Raw genomic sequence first — 15794 nt, forward strand, 5'->3', positions numbered from 1 at the left:
GCTCGAGGGGCGGAAAAGATGTCCTGAGCCCCCAGTGTGTCGTGTCACATCGTGGGGCGAACGAGAGCCCCCGCCGAAACCGCCGTCCACGTGCGCCGACCGGACGTGGTCGGATGGGAGCGGGCAATCGGCCGTTTCCCGGGAGGAAGAAGACGTGAGCACAAACTCTGCAGGTCGCTGGGCCGTGGTCACCGGGGCGAGCTCCGGCATCGGCGCAGCCACCGCGCGCCAACTCGCCGCCGCCGGTTTCCGCGTGGTGCTGGGCGCCCGGCGGCTCGACCGGCTGACCGAGCTGGCCGAGGAGATCGGCGGCACCGCGCTGCCACTGGACATCACCGACCCGGACTCGGTGGCGGCGTTCGTCGCGCAGGTTCCGGAATGCCACGTGCTGATCAACAACGCCGGCGGCGCGAAGGGCCTGGCCAAGATCGCCGCCGCCGACGAGGACGACTGGCGCTGGATGTGGGAGACCAACGTGCTCGGAACGCTGCGGGTCACCAAGGCGCTGCTGCCCAAGCTGATCGCCTCCGGCGACGGGCACGTGGTGACGGTGACCTCGGTGGCCGCCTCGCAGGTCTACGACAACGGCGCGGGCTACACCTCGGCCAAGCACGCCCAGGGTGCGCTGCACCGCACGCTCCGCGGCGAGCACCTGGGCGAGCCGGTGCGGTTCACCGAGGTCGCGCCGGGTGCGGTGGAGACCGAGTTCTCCGAGGTGCGCTTCGGCGGCGACAAGGAGCGCGCGGCGACGGTCTACCAGGGCATCACGCCCCTGACCAGCGACGACATCGCGGACATCATCACCTTCGTGGTGACCCGCCCATCGCACGTAAACCTGGACTACATCGAGGTCAAGCCACGCGACCAGCACTCGGCGACCCGAATGCACCGCCACGAGTGACCCACCAGACCGTCCGCAATTTCAAATTTTCAAATGGAAATCGAAGGGGCGGGTTCAAGGGTTCGTTGCAACTCCGGTCTTCGGTTCTAGGGGTTGTCGCAACACCCGGACTTCGGGGATGTGATGGGTTTCGAGATCCGTCGAATCCGCCCGACTTGGCAGGTCGAAGGTGCCCTTCACCAGTTCAGTCTCAGACGCGGATCCGTTGGTATTCGGTGCAGAGTTCCACGTCGAGCTCCGCCAGCACATCGGCGATCGGGCTGGCGAAACCGAACGCGCCACCCCGACTGCCCGCCACGTGCAGGCCGATGATCCGCCCGCCCGGATCGATCACCGCTGCCCCGGCGTCCCCCGGACCGCAGAACCGCAGGTCCGCGGCGGTGATGCGGATCTGCTCCCGCAGCACCCGGACGCCCAGGGCTTCGCCGTGGTCAAGTCGTACGGTCGCATCGACCGAGGTGATGATGCCGACCGTCACGCCGGTGCCGAAGCCGTTCTTGCGGACCCGCTCGCCCGGGTAGGCCGTGGCGTGCCCGGTGACCGGCCCGATGCCGTCGACCACGCACGACGTCTCCGAACCGGGCGCGATGGCGACCGCGGCCGCGTCGACCCGGCCGGACAGCGCCGCCCGCGCCAGCTCGGTGTGCATCCGGCCGCCCTCCGGGTCGGCCATCCGGTCGCCCACCGCCCAGGCGTCGTCCAGACAACCCACGTCGAAGGTGGTCAGCCCCATCGGCACCACCGTCGGCGAGGTGCCGGTGACGATCGCCCCGAGCGTGCCGATCCGGCGGTACTCGCCGGCGTTCGGCACCGCGGGCGGCGACAGGTGGACGGCGCGGCACGGCACGATCCCGCTGCCGCCACGCACCACCCCGGCGCGCTCGCTGCGCGGCTGGCACGACGCCAGCGGTTTGTCACGGGCGCAGTGGATGTGCTGCAGGACCGGCTGCTCCTCGATGACGTCCGTCGGGATGCCGAAGATGTCACTCGGGACGCAGGTGCCCGCGCCCAGCTGCTCGCGCGGAATCTTGCGGATCACCGACACCACGATGACCTGCTGACCGGTGGGCTCTCCCGCGCGGTGCTGCACACCGATGTCCACGGCAGTCACCCCGGGCAGGTCCAGGAGCTGGTCCTCGACCGCCCGCTTGATCGGACGTATGACCGCCCGGTCTCTAAGCTCCCTGATGCTCAGCATGGTGGCCCCCTCCACCTACACCATTTAACACTCAGGGTTACGTATCAGTCACGAAGAGTCACTCTTACGGCCGTTCGGCTCTTCGGCTGCTACAGCGAACAGTCCACCAACACAGGCTCGGGTGCCAGCGAAACGCCGAAGGCCACGCGTACTCCGTCCCGAACTTCACGCGCAAGAAGTAGCAGGTCGCGGGTCGTCGCGGCGCCGCGGTTGGTCAGCGCGAGGGTGTGCTTGGTGGACAACCTCACCCGACCGACGGGGCCCGGATGCCCCTTGACGAACCCAGCCCGCTCGATCAACCACGCCGCGGACAGCTTGGTCCGGCCGTCGTCCCCCGGGTACTGCGGGATCCGCTGGTCGGGACCGACCTTGGCGACGATGCGGGCCAGCACCTCGGGCAGCTCGTCGGCGCCGACGATCGGGTTCGTGAAGAACGAGCCGGCGCTCCAGGTGTCGTGGTCGGCCGGGTCGAGCACCATGCCCTTGCCGCGCCGCAGCGCCAGGACCGCTTCGCGGGCGCTGGCCACGTCGACCTGCCAGCCGGGTTCAGCGTCGAGCGCACGTGCGAGCTCGGCGTAGCGGATCGGGGCCGACCGGCCGCCGTCGCGCAGCAGGAACCGCGCGCGCAGCACGACCGCGACGTCGCTGTGCTTGAGCACGCTGTTCCGGTAGGTCAGCCCGAGCTCGCTGGCCGGGACCGTGCGCACGCGTCCGGTACTGCGGTCGAGCAGGTCGACCGAGACCAGCAGCTCGGAGACCTCGACGCCGTAGGCGCCGACGTTCTGCACCGGCGTCGCCCCGGTCAGGCCGGGGATGCCGGACAGGCATTCGAGCCCGCCCAGTCCCTGGCGGACCGTGTCGGCCACGACCTCGTCCCAGTCCTCGCCGGCCTCCGCGGTGAGCTGCACCAGCCCGTCGCCGACGCTGTCGTACTGGCGTCCCTTGGTCGCGATCCGCACCACGTGCCCGGCGAAACCCTCGTCCGCCACCACGACGTTCGAACCTCCACCGAGCACCAGCAGCCGCTGCCCGGCCGAATCGGCGGCCCGCACCGCGGCGGTCAGCTCTTCGGGGCGGCGGGCGATCACCAGTTCCGTCGCCGGGCCGCCCAGCCGCAGCGTGGTGTAGTCGGCCAGCGGCAGGTCACCACCGCGTTCACCGGCGTGCGCGCCCGACAACAGAGTGTCGTCGCGCACTTCTTCGGCACCGGACGTGGAGGGGTTCACGGTTGCCAACGGTAACCTCCGCTGCATGGCACGCCGCATCGAGCACCGGAGCACCTCCGAGTGGCCCGCCGCCCGGGTGTACGAGGCGCTGATCGACATCGATTACCTCACCGACCGGCTGGCGGAGATCGGCGGCTCGAACGCGGCGCTGCTCCAGCACGTCACCACCGAGGACGGCGCCCGATTCCAGGTGCGCCAGGGGGCGCACGCCGACGCGTTGCCGTCGGTGGCCCGCACCGTCGTCGGCGATGATCTGAAGATCGACCGCAGCGAGTCGTGGCGGCGACGGGAGGACGGGAGCTACACGGGCGAGATCGCCGCCGAGATCGCCGGAGCGCCCTGCTCGATCACCGGCTCGATGTGGCTGCGCGACCTGGCCGAACCGGCAGGGTCGGCGGTCAGCGAGTTCGTGGTGTCCGGCAGCGTCCGGGTCAACGTGCCGTTCCTGGGCGGCAAGCTGGAAGACCTGATCGTCGACCAAGTGCAGAAGTTGCTGTCCGACGAGGAGAACTTCACCACCGATTGGCTGGCCCGCCGGGGATGAATTCGGTCCCGAAGAAGCGGGCGCCCCGGCTCGCGGCCGGTCGGGCCCGCGCCTTGGGCATGCCCACCCGGGGTACCACCAACCCGAACCGGCTGCGGCGCATCGACCGGTGGATCGCAGGCACCCCGTGGGTCGCTCGCGCGCTGCGCGACGCCGCCGAGCCGGTCGTCATCGACCTCGGCTACGGCGCCAGCCCGGTGACCACCGTGGAACTGGCGGCCCGGCTCAGGCCGCTGCGCCCGGACGCGCGGGTGGTGGGGCTGGAGATCGACCCGGACCGGGTCGCGGCCGGCAAGCTCGTCGCGGACCCGCCTGCGCTGGAGTTCCGCCGCGGCGGGTTCGAGCTGGCCGGGCTGGCCGCCGGGGTACGCGACTTCCCCGGACCCGCGCTGGTGCGGGCGCTGAACGTGCTGCGCCAGTACACCGAGCCCGAGGCGTGGAAGGCGTGGGACGAGCTGTGCTCCCGGCTCGCGCCGGACGGGTTGCTGGTGGAGGGCACCTGCGACGAGATCGGGCGGCGCTGCTGCTGGGTGACGTTGGACCGGGGCGGGCCGCGGACCCTGACGCTCGCCTGCCGGCCGGCCGACATCGAACGGCCTTCGGACCTCGCCGAGCGCCTGCCCAAGACCTTGATCCACCGCAACGTGCCGGGCGAGAAGGTGCACGCGATGCTGGGCGACCTCGACGTGTGCTGGGCGAAGGCGGCCCCGATGGCACCGTTCGGGCCGCGCGCCCGGTGGGCGCACGCCGCGCAGTTGTTCGCGGAGCTGGGCTGGCCGGTGCTGGACCGGCGGCGGCGGTGGCGGTTCGGGGAGCTCACCGTCGACTGGGCCGCGATCGCGCCCTGAAAATTCTCGTCCGATCACGCTCGGAGCTTTTACGGTTGAGGCATGGATAGCGACTTCCACCTCCGCGCGTTCCAGGACCAGGCGGCCGCGTTCCGCAGCGCCGTCATGCAGGCCGGTCCCGACGCCGAGGTGTCGACCTGCCCGGGCTGGGACGTCCGGAAGCTCGTGCGGCACCTCGCCCGGGTGTACGCGATGGCGCGCCTCTCACTGGCTCTGGGACCGGACAGCGACCGGCCGCAACCCCCACGTCCGCCCGCGGAGTTCGACGACGCGCTGGCCTGGTGGGAAGACCAGCTGGCGGCGCTGCGTCACGAACTGTCCACTTCGGACCCCGATCGCCCGGTGCGGGCGTTCTTCCCCGGCGGCACGGCGCGTACCTGGGCCCGGCGGATGGCGCACGAGACGGCGATCCACCGGCTCGACGCGGAGCACGCGCTCGCCAGGCTCGGCCCGGACCACGTGCACGAGCTGATCTTCGATCCGGAGCTGGCCGCCGACGGCATCGACGAGCTGCTGACCGTGTTGCTGCAGGTGCCTAGCTGGGCGGAGCGGGAGAGCAAGGGGAGGGTGCTCTACCACGCTCCCGACGCGGGCCGCGCGTGGTTGGTCGAGTACCGGCCGGGCCTGCCGCCGCTGGCCGGGGCGCCGACGGACGCCGCACTGGAGGTCGACGCGACCGTGGCGGGCACCGCAGACGCGGTGTACCGGCGGGCCTGGGGCCGCCCGAGCACGGCCCTGGTCACCGGTGACGCCGCCCTCGCAGCCCTCACCTCCGGTCTCTGACATCGCACTCTGGAGCACCGTTTCCACTGCTGTAGTACGTGAATGCTTGGCTGCTATGGAGCGTGTGTTGAGAACTCGTTGTGCGTGTACCTGGCTTCGCTGGTGTGAAGCGAACGGAACGCTCCGTTCGCTCATACCGGCTATGCCCTGGATAGTTCGGGGCTCCCCGGCCGATGAGGGCACCCGACGAGCCTGGGCGCTTCACAGACTGTCAACAGACACGAGCGGCCCCACAACAACGCCGCGCCACATCCAAACCAGCCACTCCAGCGCACGAAAGCATTCATAGCACCTGACCAGGTGAAACAGTGCGTCCCAGCGGGTGTGCCACGGTGCGGCCGGTTTCCGGTACGGCCTTTGCTACCTGCGATAATGACCGACCGTGAGCCCTTCCGAACGTCGTTTCGTCATCAGCCTGGGATGCCCGGACCGCACCGGGATCGTCGCCCGCATCGCGACCTTCATCGCCGAGCACGGCGGTTGGATCGTCGAGGCCGGCTACCACACCGACACCAACACCGGCTGGTTCTTCACGCGACAGGAGGTCCTGGCGGACTCGCTGCCGTTCGGCATCGACGAGCTGCGGCGCCGCTTCACCACCGTCGCCGAGGAACTCGGCAGCCGCACCGACTGGCGGGTCACCGACACCGGCGAGCGACGCCGCGTGGTGATCCTGGTGTCGAAGGAAGGTCACTGCCTGCACGACCTGCTCGGCCGCATCGGCTCCGGCGAGCTCGATGTCGATCTGCGCGCGGTGATCGGCAACCACCCAGATCTCGGCCCGATCACCGAGGCGCACGGCATCCCGTTCCACCACGTGCCGTTCCCCAAGGCCCCCGAGGCGAAGGCCGCGGCGTTCCAGGAGGTCCGGAAGCTGGTGGACGACCACGACCCGAACGCGATCGTGCTCGCCCGCTTCATGCAGGTGCTGCCGCCCGAGCTGTGCGAGGTGTGGGCCGGTCGGGCACTGAACATCCACCACAGCTTCCTGCCGTCGTTCGCCGGAGCCCGCCCGTACCACCAGGCCTACGAGCGCGGCGTGAAGCTCATCGGCGCGACCTGCCACTACGTGACCGCGGAGCTCGACGCCGGCCCGATCGTCGAGCAGGACGTGATCCGCGTCGACCACACCGACGACGTGTCCGACATGGTCCGCAAGGGTCGCGACGCCGAAAAACTCGTGCTGGCCAGGGGTTTGCGCGCGCACCTCGAAGACCGGGTCCTGGTCCACGGCCGCCGCACCGTCGTCTTCTGATCCGGTGGCCGGGCGCGCTGGGAGGGGGAGGCTCGCGCCCGGCCACCGGGGTGGGCCGCTGCGGCGGGGTCGGGGGATGGGGGACCGCAGCGGCCCGTTCTTGGGGGGTATTGATCAGGTGCGCAGGTGGTGTCGGCCGGTGGGCTCGTCGGGGTCGCGCGTCGGGAACGCCGGTATCGGCGGAGGCTCCCGTTCGGCGCGGCGTTCGGCTTCGACGTCAGCGATCAAGTGCCAGATGGTGTACCCACCTTCGCCGCCTCCGCCGTGTTGGGCTGCGGACAGCGAGAACCCGGGCACCGGAACGCGACTGACCAGCATGGCCAGGATCAGCAGGTTGAAGAGGACGAAAGTGGCCAGCTGAAGCCAGAACATGAAGTATTCCTTCCGAAATCTGTAGCGGTCTCAGGTAAATCAGGCACGGTCACGATCGGCTAGGATGCGCCAGCAGCGCATGCACGATTCCTCGCGAATCCAGTCCACTTCGGACCGATCGTGCAACTCCGCCGCGTCGGCTTCCACCCTGCAGTAGGCAGTGACGGTCTCTCCGGACGCAGCTTTCTTCGCAGCGATGGGAAAAGCGTGCCGACCACCGGTAACCGGCCGCCAGATGTAGGTCAGGTACTCACTCATGGAGCTCTCCTCAACAGTGACGCTTAAAACCAGCCGGGAGGGAGGTCGTGACGTCACTCGACAACCTCTGACGAAACTTGCGGAGACCTCCCGGCGACCCAGCTGAAATTACGGCAAAAATTTTGCCGCGTCTTACAACTGTCACTTCAGCAAAACGAGTGAAGGTAGGTGTAGGCGAAGATCCATGTAGGAGAGAAGATGGAACCACCGAAAGCCTTGGAGGTTGGTTCGATGGCTCCGCGACGAGACTCGTCAGCGTTGCGTTGGCTCTTGGGAATCATGCTGCGAGACAGCCGGAACAAGGTGCACAAGACAATTGCTCAGGCTGCTGCCGCCATCGACGGGTCGCCGAGCAAAGTCAGCAACATGGAGAGCGGGCGGTACTACCAGTCTCCAGACGATGTCAGACGCCTCCTGGATCTCTACGGAGTTCCTGGGAAGGATGCGGACCACGTGCTCGCCCTGATCGCAAGGGAAGGCGAGCGTGCCTGGTGGCAACCGTGGCACGATGTCGTGCCGCCATGGCTGCAGACCTTCATCGGGCTGGAAGGGTTTGCAACATCACTCTTCACGTACGAGCCGTTGGTTATGCCAGCACTCCTCCAGACCGCTCAGTACGCTGCTGCCACAACAGATTCGCCGCGCGTTCGGCGGGATGCCGCCGAACGCGTCGTGAGTCTGCGGATCGAACGCCAGCGACGGCTTTTCTCAGATGAGGACTCTCTGAAACTTCACGCGATCATCGAGGAGTCGGTGTTGCACCGACCAGTTGGTGATCAGCTGACGATGCAGGATCAGCTCCGCCATCTGGTCGAGATGGCCGAGCGACCCAACGTGACACTTCAGGTAATCCCGACGAACGTCGGGGTACATGCTGCGTTCACCGGCAAGTTCGATCTCCTGGGCTTCGACGAGTTCCGTGACGTCGTGTACGTCGAACTGATGGAGACAGCGGTCTATTTGCCGGAACCGGACAAAGTGCGTGCCTATACACTGTCGGCTGAAAGCCTGCGGAACGCTGCACTTTCGCAGCGGGATTCACTCGCCCTGATCACGTCACTGATCGGCGAGCATTAGACCTTCGGAGGTCATCGTGAACAGGGTCGTGCGGACATCGCGGTGGCGCAAGTCCAGCTACTCGGCTGCCAACGGGAGCTGCATCGAGGTCGCGAACTTCGAGAATTGGCAGAAGTCCAACTACAGCGGGCAGTCCGGGAGCTGCGTCGAGGTCGGGCAGGTTGTTGACCTGGTCGGGATGCGGGATTCGAAGCTTGGGAACGACAGTCCCGTGCTGACCGTTTCCCGAGTTCGGTGGGCCGACTTCGTTGCCGCCGTCAAGGGCGGGGGCTTCCAGAGGTCGTGAGTGCGAAAGCGGGTTGGAGCCCGTTTTCGCACTCACGAGCGTCACCGGCCTAGGCCCTCCAGGAGCTCCGCTCGCGGGAGCTGGGCCAGGATCTCGCCCGGCGTGATGATCTTGCTGCGGCGCAGCCCGCTGCCGACGACCACCGCCGGGGCCTTGGCCACCTCGGGATCCACCAGGATCGGCCAGTCGGCGGGCAGCCCGAACGGCGTGATCCCGCCGTACTCCATGGCGCTGAGACGAACCGCGTCGTCCATCGGCGCGAACGACGCCTTGCGCACGTCGAGCCGCCGCTTGACCACGCCGTTGACGTCGGCGCGGGTGGTGGCCAGCACGACGCACCCGGCGTAGCGCACCTCGCCGGCCCGCTTGCCCGCGACGACCACGCAGTTCGCCGACAGCTCCAGGGGCGAGCCGTACTGCTCGCAGAACGCGGCGGTGTCCGCCAGCTCCGGGTCGATCTCGGTGACCCCGACCCGCTCGTCGTCTAGCTCGCGCACCGCCGCCGCAACCGGCTCGGCGAGCAGATCGAGGTGCTCCAGCGCCGAGCTCACGTCCAGCGTTCCGGCCGCCACAGACCAATCAACACCCATGCCCCCGACAATACGAACCCGCCCGAACTCGCCGGACGCGGGTTCAGCGCAGGAAGTCCGCCAGCAGGCGACGCAGCTCCCGGCGATGCGTGAGCATCGGCGCGGACGAGGACAGGATCTCCAGCCGGGCACGGGCGAAGGCCGCAGCCACCGCCTTGGCGACCTCGGCCGGGTGCAGCGGATCGTCGGTGGCGCCGATAACCAGCACCTCCGACCGGACGGCGGCCAGCGCGGCGGGGTCCGGGACCGGGACCTGCTCGGGCAGTTCGCGAAGCGCGTCTTCGAGCCGCAGCAAGGCCTCGGCCCGGCGGTCGACGTAGTCGCCGACCTCGATGCCTGCGGGGATGTCCGCGGCGACGATCTCGCGCAGCGCCTCGGGTCCATCGGCGACTGCGGCCGCGAGCCGCTCGAACGCCCAGGTCGCGGCCACCTCGCGAGGCCGGTCCAACGCGGCGGGCAGCAGCAGCGCCAACCGCTCGAACCGGCCCGGATGATCTGCGGCGATGCGGGTCAACGCGCCCGCGCCGAGCGAGACACCGACGGCGCGGGTCGCCTCGACCTCATCAGCCACGGCGAGGACGTCTGCCGCGACCGAGGCGTAGTTCCAGTAGCTCGGGGGCGCATCGGGGGCGCTGCCGTGGCCCGGCAGCGTGATCACTACGCGCGTTCCCGGAAGGCCGGAGGCCGGAATGCGCGCTTCGCCTTCGGTCGCGCCCAGCCCGTGCACGACGAGGGTCACCGGGGACCCGCGGCCGTGCGCCGCCCAGCGAGCCCCCACTACCAGGACCGTCCCTGGATTTCCTTCACCTTCGGCCGGACGTCGACGATGTAGACCAGCGAAGCGACCAGCCCAGCGATCCAGATGATCGTGTACGGGCCCTGCATGCTGAAGATCAGCACCAGCGCGGCGGCACCCGTGATGCCCATCCAGGCCAGCTTGTTCAGCTTGTCGACGGCGGTGAAAGCGTCCGCGCGCTGCAGCGCCGCGTGCGCGAAAGCGAATACCCCGACCGGGATGCCCGCAATCCAGATGATCGTCAGGATCCAAAGCGCCAGCTCCACGTCGTCTACCCTACGTGGTCGCCGAGACCGCGGGCATCCGGTCGGACGGTCAGCTTTCGGTGGACTTGCTGGTTGAGGGCTTCTTCGCGGCGGCCGACTTGGTCGTGGTCTTGCGCGCAGTGGTCTCCGTGGCCGTGGTGCTCTTCGCCGCAGGCTTGGCGGCGGGCTTGGCGGCGGGCTCGTCCGCGGCCTTGGGGGCGGCCTTGGACTCCTCGGCGGGCTCTTCCTCGGTCTTGCCGAACGGGCGACTGACCTTGCCGAGCACGTCGTCGGCCAGGTCGCGGACCTCGTCGACGGTCTCCTCGACCTTGCCCTGCGCCGTCCCGACCTGGTCCCAGACCTTCTTGACCTGCGGCTGGTCCTGCAGCCGGTGCAGCGTCTCCTCGCCGCGCTCGGCCAGGTAGTCGTAGAGCTGCTTCGCGGTCTGGCTGTAGGCGTCGACGCGCTTGCGCAGCTCGGCCGGGTCGAACTTGTCGCGCAGTTCGCCGAGGTCGCCCGGCAGTTCCTGGCGCGCGGCCTCGGCGCGCTCGTTGAGCTGGCTGCGGACCTTGTTGACCGCCTCCAGCAGGGCGTGGGCGGCGAGGTCGCCGGCTCCGAGCGCGGCGAGCAGCGGGGTGCGGGCCTGCTCGACGGCTTCGCCGAGGGCCTGCGCTGCCTGCTCGCGCACCTTGGTCACGTCTTCGGTCTTCGGGAATGCCGGCATGGCGGTTACTCCTCGGGTTGCTCGGTGTCCCCGTCCGCCGCGGTTTCGCGTTCCCGCCGGAACGAGGCGTAGATGTCCAGAAGTACTTGTTTCTGCCGCTCGCTGAGTTCTTGGTCGGCGAGGATCGCGTCCACCACCGGCCCGCTCTCGCGGCGCTCCAAGATCCCGGCCTGCACGTAGAGCGCTTCGGCGGAGATCCGCAGCCCTTTGGCGATCTGCTGCAAGATCTCCGCGCTCGGCTTGCGCAGCCCGCGTTCCACCTGACTCAGGTACGGGTTCGACACGCCGGCGAGCTTCGCCAGCTGCCGCAACGAGATCTGGGCGTTGTTGCGTTGCGCCCGGATGTAGCTGCCGAGGTCGCTGACCGCTTGGTTCACGGCCTTGTTGACGGCTTTGTCCACACGATCCATCGGGCTAGCACCTCTCCGGTCACCAACCACGATAACCACGAGCGCTAGCTCCTGCAAGCGGACTGCTTGCACCCTGACCGGAGACTCCGATCACTCCTTGGAGGCGCACATGCAGAACGGGTGACCATCCGGGTCGGCGTAGACGCGGAAGCTCGCGCCCTGCTGGTCGGGCGGCTGCGGCAGCGGCGTCGCACCCGCCGCGATCGCCCGCTCGTGCCCCTCCGCGAGCGTCTGCACCCTGATGTCCAGGTGCATCATCTGCGGCACATCCCGACTCGGCCAGGTCGGCGGGCGGTAGCCCGGGTCGCGCTGGAAGGCCAGTGGCGCGCCGCCGGCCGGGTCCACGAGCTCGACCCAGTGGTCATCGGACTCGGGGTCGAGCTCCCAGCCCAGCAACCGCCCGTAGAAGCCTGCCAGCGCCCGCGGGTCCGGGCAGTCGATCGCGAAGGCAGCCAATCGCAAGGTCGTCGTCATCGTCATTCCTCTCGTGATCAGTTGAAGCAACCGCGCGGAGCCGGACCGGAGTCCACCGCAGCGCCGGGCCGCAGCGCCTCCGTCGCCGAGGCACATCAGTGGCGAACCGGCCGAGCCGCTCCGGGCGGAGCCTGCCCCTTGCGCGGCGCTCGGTCGATCTCGGCACCCCGGAGCGCCCGCACGGTCGGCTCGCCGCTGCTCGCGGAGTACCCGAACGGATCGATCCGGATCGGATTCATCACCACAACCCTAACCTGTCAAACAGGATTGCAGGTTACTAACCGGTGTTGTGATTATGTTGGTTACATCAACCCGACACAACCCCCTATTGACTTACGATGGTGTTCGTGAACAGCAGAGCTGTCGCTCCGGAGGTGGATCGCCCGTCGTCCCCGGACGGCGTCGAACTCGACTTCGACCACGACATCGCGCTGGTCTTGGCCTTCCTGAACACCTGCGACGCCGAGAAGGGCACCGAGACCCTCGACGATCCCGGGCAGTGGCGGCAGTGGTGCATCGACCAGGACCTCGGCAAAGCCCCCGGCGTAGATGCGGCGCGCGAGATCCGCGACGCCATGCGCACAACGGTGTCCTGCGGCGTCCGACCGCATGCGGTGTTCGAAACGGCCTGGCCCGTGCAGGTCCGGTTGCACAACGGCATTCCGACGTTGACCGGCGGCGATGCGATCGGCAGCGTGCTCGTCGCGGCGGCCCGCCTGGTGCACACCGGGCGGTGGGATCGGATCAAGATCTGCCCGGCCGATGACTGCCTCTGGGCCTTCTACGACCGCTCCCGCAACCGCTCCCGGACCTGGTGCTCTATGCGCGTGTGCGGCAACCGCGAGAAGGCCCGCTCTTGGCGGGAACGCCACACCACCGCCTGAACAGCGAAAACGACCCGCTCGCCGCGGGCGAACGGGCCGTTTTCCTCGGGTGAGGCCGGTTCTCAGAGCAGCAGCTGAGAGAAGGTGTAGATCAGCAGGCCGGCGAGGGCACCGACGACGGTGCCGTTGATGCGGATGAACTGCAGGTCCCGGCCGACCTGGAGCTCGATCTTGCGGGACGTCTCCTGCGCGTCCCAGCGCTCCACGGTCTCCGTGATCAGCGTGGTCAGCTCGTCGCGGTAGTTGGACACCACGTAGACCACGGCGCCCTCCAGCCAACCGTCGACCTTGGATTGCAGTTCCGGCTCCTCGACCAACCGGCGGCCGAGCGAGCGCAGTCCTTCGCGCACCCGGACCCGGAGCTCGCTCGACGGGTCCTCCGCGGCGTCCAGCAGCATCTTCTTCGCCGTGCCCCACGCCGAGGAGACGAGGTTCTGCACCTCCGGGTGCTCCAGCACCTGCTGCTGGATCTGCTCGGCCTTGGCCATCGTCTTCGGGTCGTGCTGCAGGTCGGCCGCGAACTCCACCAGGAACCGGTCGACGGCCTTGCGCATCGGGTGCTCCGGATCGGTCTTGACCGCCCACGCGAACGACAGCACCTCGACGTAGATCTTGTCGGCCACGATGGTGTCGAAGAACTTCGGCGACCACGACGGCGCGCGCTGGCTGACCACCCGCAGCACCGTTTCGTGGTTGTCCCGCACCCAGTCGTAGGCCCGGTCGCAGATCAGGTCCACGAGCTTGTGGTGCGAGCCGTCGGCGAAGACCTGCGAGAGGATCCGGCCCAGCGGTGGCCCCCAGGGCTGCGAAAGCACCTTGCGCACGACCGCCTGTTCCAGCACGGCCTGCACGTCCTCGTCCCGCAGCACCTGCACGACGCCGCGCACCGCGGTGGCCAGCTCCGAGGTGACCCGCTCCGCGTGGTCGGCGTCGTCGAGCCAGCCGCCGAGCCGGCGGCTGACCTCCGCGCGGCGCAGCTTGTCCCGAACCACCTGTTCGGCCAGGAAGTTCGAGCCGACGAAGTCACCGAGACTGCGGCCGATCATGTCCTTGCGGGTCGGGATGATCGCGGTGTGCGGGATCGGCAGGCCCAGCGGCCGCCGGAACAGCGCGGTGACCGCGAACCAGTCCGCCAGCGCGCCGACCATGCCCGCCTCGGCGGCGGCCCGCACGTACCCCACCCAGGCACCGGCGCCAGCGTTGTCCTGCCAGCTGGCGATCACGTAGATCAGGGTCGCGACCAGCAGGAATCCGCCGGCCACCGCCTTCATCCGCCGCAGACCACGGCGCTTGTCACTGTCGGAAACGGCTGTCGGCTGCACATACCGATTGTGGCAGCGTCCGGAAACCACCGAAGCCGCCCCGAACCGGACATCCCGGAAACCGTCCGCCCCGGCCACCTCGCACCGGCCCACCGGGACGAGCGATGCGCAGATGGGAGGACGCGATCAACAGTCCCTTCCAACCCTTCCAAACACGCGCATGACCGCCACCGCGACGCGGAACGCTGCACGTCAGAGGCAGCCGCAAGCGGCACGGCCGCTTGGCTCGTCCTCGCAACTCGCGCCGTCAGGGGGTTCGCAGAGGTCGCCTGGCGAGGACAGCCCCGGTCCACGCACAAGCCCGGACTGTGAGGTTCCGCTACCGGAACCGGCCATTTAGGTGAGTCTGGAAACGGCCACGAATCGACTACCCTCTGGAGGCGTGCGTAGTCCTGCCCTCACCAGCCGGTTGCGGCCCTTCACGTCCACGATCTTCGCCGAGATCACCGAGCTCGCCAGGCGGACCGGTGCGGTCAACCTCGGTCAAGGCTTCCCGGACACCGATGGCCCCGAGGGCATGCTGCGCGTCGCGCAGGAGGCGATCGCCAACGGCGTCAACCAGTACCCGCCGGGCCCCGGTGAACCGGACCTGCGGGCCGCGATCTCCGAGCACCGCCTGGCGCGCTACGGCGTCGAGCACCGGCCCGAGGACGAGGTGCTGGTCACCGTCGGTGCGACCGAGGCGCTGACCGCCGCGATGCTCGCCCTGGTCGAGCCCGGCGACGAGGTCGTGCTCATCGAGCCGTACTACGACTCCTACCCGGTCGCCGTCGCGATGGCCGGCGGGATGCGCCGGACCGTCTCGCTGCGGCAGGGCCCCGACCACCGCTTCGAGCTCGACGTCGAGGCGCTGCGCGCCGCCGTCGGGCCGCAGACCCGCGCCCTGGTGCTGAACTCGCCGCACAACCCGACCGGCACCGTGTTCACCGATGCCGAACTCGCCGTGATCGCCGAGGTTTGCCGCGAGAACGACGTGATCGCCATCACCGACGAGGTCTACGAGCACCTGATCTTCGACGGCCGCGAGCACCACCCGCTGGCCACCCTGCCCGGCATGGCCGAGCGGACGCTGTCGATCTCCAGCGTCGGCAAGAGCTTCAGCGCCACCGGCTGGAAGATCGGCTGGATCTGCGGTCCGGCCGAGCTCGTCGCCGCCGTGCGCGCAGCGAAGCAGTTCATGACCTTCGTCGGCGGCGCACCGTTTCAACCTGCGGTTGCGCACGCCCTGCGCAACGAGCTCGACTGGGTCGAGCGGTTGCGCAAGGACCTGCAGCGCAAGCGGGACCGACTCTCCGAGGGCTTGGCCGAGGCTGGCTTCGACGTGCTCGCCAGTGAGGGCACCTACTTCGTCTGCACCGACGTCCGGCCACTCGGCTTCGAGAACGGCGCCGAACTGTGCCGTTCGCTGCCGGAACGGATCGGGCTCGCCGCGATCCCGGTGCAGGTCTTCTGCGACAACCCGGAAGACGCCAAGCACCTGGTGCGGTTCGCCTTCTGCAAGCGCGACGAGGTCCTGGACGAAGCGATCCGCCGCCTCCACAAGCTCCGCTGACGCGACCGAAGTCCTCCCGGCTCCCCCCTTGGCCGTAGCCACGCTGAAG

General features: G+C 69.0%; 21 protein-coding genes. 9 read left to right on the forward strand and 12 right to left on the reverse strand.

All coding sequences use genetic code 11. From position 1 onward, the window contains the following. Window positions 1–154 precede the first annotated feature (154 nt). Window positions 155–901 carry an SDR family NAD(P)-dependent oxidoreductase gene (locus FDZ84_RS09690; RefSeq protein ID WP_168585619.1) on the forward strand — a complete coding sequence of 249 codons (747 nt, stop codon included), beginning with the start codon at window positions 155–157 and terminating at the stop codon, window positions 899–901. A gap of 190 nt (window positions 902–1091) precedes the next feature. Here FDZ84_RS09690 and FDZ84_RS09695 read toward each other — a convergent pair whose 3' ends face one another. Further along, a complete protein-coding gene (locus FDZ84_RS09695) occupies window positions 1092–2099 on the reverse strand; it encodes a hypothetical protein (RefSeq protein WP_168585620.1) in 1008 nt (335 codons plus the stop codon). 89 nt (window positions 2100–2188) lie between these two features. After that, window positions 2189–3364: a UDP-N-acetylmuramate dehydrogenase gene (locus FDZ84_RS09700; protein WP_371812819.1), complete on the reverse strand. Its 1176-nt coding sequence runs from the start codon at window positions 3362–3364 to the stop codon at window positions 2189–2191. Here FDZ84_RS09700 and FDZ84_RS09705 point away from each other — a divergent pair. The 4 genes from FDZ84_RS09705 (at window position 3351) to purU (ending at window position 6755) form a co-directional block, all read left to right on the forward strand. After that, window positions 3351–3869: a DUF2505 domain-containing protein gene (locus FDZ84_RS09705; RefSeq protein WP_168585621.1), complete on the forward strand. Its 519-nt coding sequence runs from the start codon at window positions 3351–3353 to the stop codon at window positions 3867–3869. The genes FDZ84_RS09700 and FDZ84_RS09705 overlap by 14 nt on opposite strands. Beyond that, window positions 3866–4717, forward strand: a complete 852-nt coding sequence (locus tag FDZ84_RS09710; protein ID WP_168585622.1) for a class I SAM-dependent methyltransferase — start codon at window positions 3866–3868, stop codon at window positions 4715–4717. Before FDZ84_RS09705 ends, FDZ84_RS09710 begins: the two co-directional genes overlap by 4 nt. Window positions 4718–4759: 42 nt before the next feature. Beyond that, window positions 4760–5500: a maleylpyruvate isomerase family mycothiol-dependent enzyme gene (locus FDZ84_RS09715; RefSeq protein ID WP_168585623.1), complete on the forward strand. Its 741-nt coding sequence runs from the start codon at window positions 4760–4762 to the stop codon at window positions 5498–5500. A 382-nt stretch (window positions 5501–5882) separates the two neighbouring features. Then, entirely contained in the window at window positions 5883–6755 is an 873-nt protein-coding gene (purU, locus tag FDZ84_RS09720) for a formyltetrahydrofolate deformylase (RefSeq protein ID WP_168585624.1), read from the forward strand. A gap of 114 nt (window positions 6756–6869) precedes the next feature. On the opposite strand, the gene FDZ84_RS09725 is transcribed toward purU, so the two are convergent. Further along, the gene (locus FDZ84_RS09725; protein WP_168585625.1) at window positions 6870–7127 is read right to left on the reverse strand and encodes a hypothetical protein; all 258 of its coding nucleotides are present in this window, start codon (window positions 7125–7127) and stop codon (window positions 6870–6872) included. Between the two features lie 39 nt (window positions 7128–7166). Next, window positions 7167–7385, reverse strand: a complete 219-nt coding sequence (locus tag FDZ84_RS09730) for a zinc finger protein (protein ID WP_168585626.1) — start codon at window positions 7383–7385, stop codon at window positions 7167–7169. Between the two features lie 279 nt (window positions 7386–7664). Between FDZ84_RS09730 and FDZ84_RS09735 the strand changes: the two genes are divergently transcribed. Both FDZ84_RS09735 and FDZ84_RS09740 read left to right on the forward strand, forming a co-directional pair. Next, entirely contained in the window at window positions 7665–8462 is a 798-nt protein-coding gene (locus tag FDZ84_RS09735; RefSeq protein ID WP_168585627.1) for a helix-turn-helix transcriptional regulator, read from the forward strand. 16 nt (window positions 8463–8478) lie between these two features. After that, window positions 8479–8748 (forward strand): DUF397 domain-containing protein, encoded by a 270-nt coding sequence (locus FDZ84_RS09740; RefSeq protein ID WP_210435496.1) that lies wholly within the window; start codon window positions 8479–8481, stop codon window positions 8746–8748. Between the two features lie 41 nt (window positions 8749–8789). Here FDZ84_RS09740 and FDZ84_RS09745 read toward each other — a convergent pair whose 3' ends face one another. The 7 genes from FDZ84_RS09745 to FDZ84_RS09775 all read right to left on the reverse strand — a co-directional run bounded on the left by FDZ84_RS09745 (window position 8790) and on the right by FDZ84_RS09775 (window position 12226). Next, the gene (locus tag FDZ84_RS09745; protein ID WP_168585628.1) at window positions 8790–9338 is read right to left on the reverse strand and encodes a YbaK/EbsC family protein; all 549 of its coding nucleotides are present in this window, start codon (window positions 9336–9338) and stop codon (window positions 8790–8792) included. A 43-nt stretch (window positions 9339–9381) separates the two neighbouring features. Further along, a complete protein-coding gene (locus FDZ84_RS09750) occupies window positions 9382–10077 on the reverse strand; it encodes an alpha/beta fold hydrolase (RefSeq protein ID WP_246868904.1) in 696 nt (231 codons plus the stop codon). Between the two features lie 38 nt (window positions 10078–10115). Continuing rightward, a complete protein-coding gene (locus FDZ84_RS09755) occupies window positions 10116–10400 on the reverse strand; it encodes a DUF2516 family protein (protein ID WP_168585630.1) in 285 nt (94 codons plus the stop codon). A 49-nt stretch (window positions 10401–10449) separates the two neighbouring features. Continuing rightward, on the reverse strand, window positions 10450–11103 hold the full coding sequence (locus tag FDZ84_RS09760; protein ID WP_168585631.1) for a hypothetical protein: 654 nt from the start codon (window positions 11101–11103) through the stop codon (window positions 10450–10452). Window positions 11104–11108: 5 nt separating this feature from the next. Next, window positions 11109–11513, reverse strand: coding sequence for a helix-turn-helix domain-containing protein (locus tag FDZ84_RS09765; RefSeq protein WP_168585632.1), 405 nt, complete (start codon window positions 11511–11513; stop codon window positions 11109–11111). Window positions 11514–11603: 90 nt separating this feature from the next. Then, entirely contained in the window at window positions 11604–11987 is a 384-nt protein-coding gene (locus FDZ84_RS09770; RefSeq protein WP_371812820.1) for a VOC family protein, read from the reverse strand. Between the two features lie 95 nt (window positions 11988–12082). Beyond that, a complete protein-coding gene (locus tag FDZ84_RS09775; RefSeq protein WP_168585634.1) occupies window positions 12083–12226 on the reverse strand; it encodes a hypothetical protein in 144 nt (47 codons plus the stop codon). A gap of 99 nt (window positions 12227–12325) precedes the next feature. Here FDZ84_RS09775 and FDZ84_RS09780 point away from each other — a divergent pair, with 99 nt between their 5' ends. Continuing rightward, entirely contained in the window at window positions 12326–12871 is a 546-nt protein-coding gene (locus FDZ84_RS09780) for a CGNR zinc finger domain-containing protein (RefSeq protein ID WP_168585635.1), read from the forward strand. 62 nt (window positions 12872–12933) lie between these two features. Here the strand turns inward: FDZ84_RS09780 and FDZ84_RS09785 are convergent, their stop codons facing one another. Continuing rightward, the gene (locus FDZ84_RS09785) at window positions 12934–14142 is read right to left on the reverse strand and encodes a DUF445 domain-containing protein (protein WP_168585636.1); all 1209 of its coding nucleotides are present in this window, start codon (window positions 14140–14142) and stop codon (window positions 12934–12936) included. A 433-nt stretch (window positions 14143–14575) separates the two neighbouring features. Here FDZ84_RS09785 and FDZ84_RS09790 point away from each other — a divergent pair, with 433 nt between their 5' ends. Then, window positions 14576–15745, forward strand: a complete 1170-nt coding sequence (locus FDZ84_RS09790) for a pyridoxal phosphate-dependent aminotransferase (RefSeq protein ID WP_168585637.1) — start codon at window positions 14576–14578, stop codon at window positions 15743–15745. The last annotated feature ends 49 nt before the right edge of the window (window positions 15746–15794 follow it).

The organism is Saccharopolyspora sp. ASAGF58 (assembly GCF_012277335.1).
GTDB classification, from domain to species: Bacteria; Actinomycetota; Actinomycetes; order Mycobacteriales; family Pseudonocardiaceae; genus Saccharopolyspora; species Saccharopolyspora hattusasensis.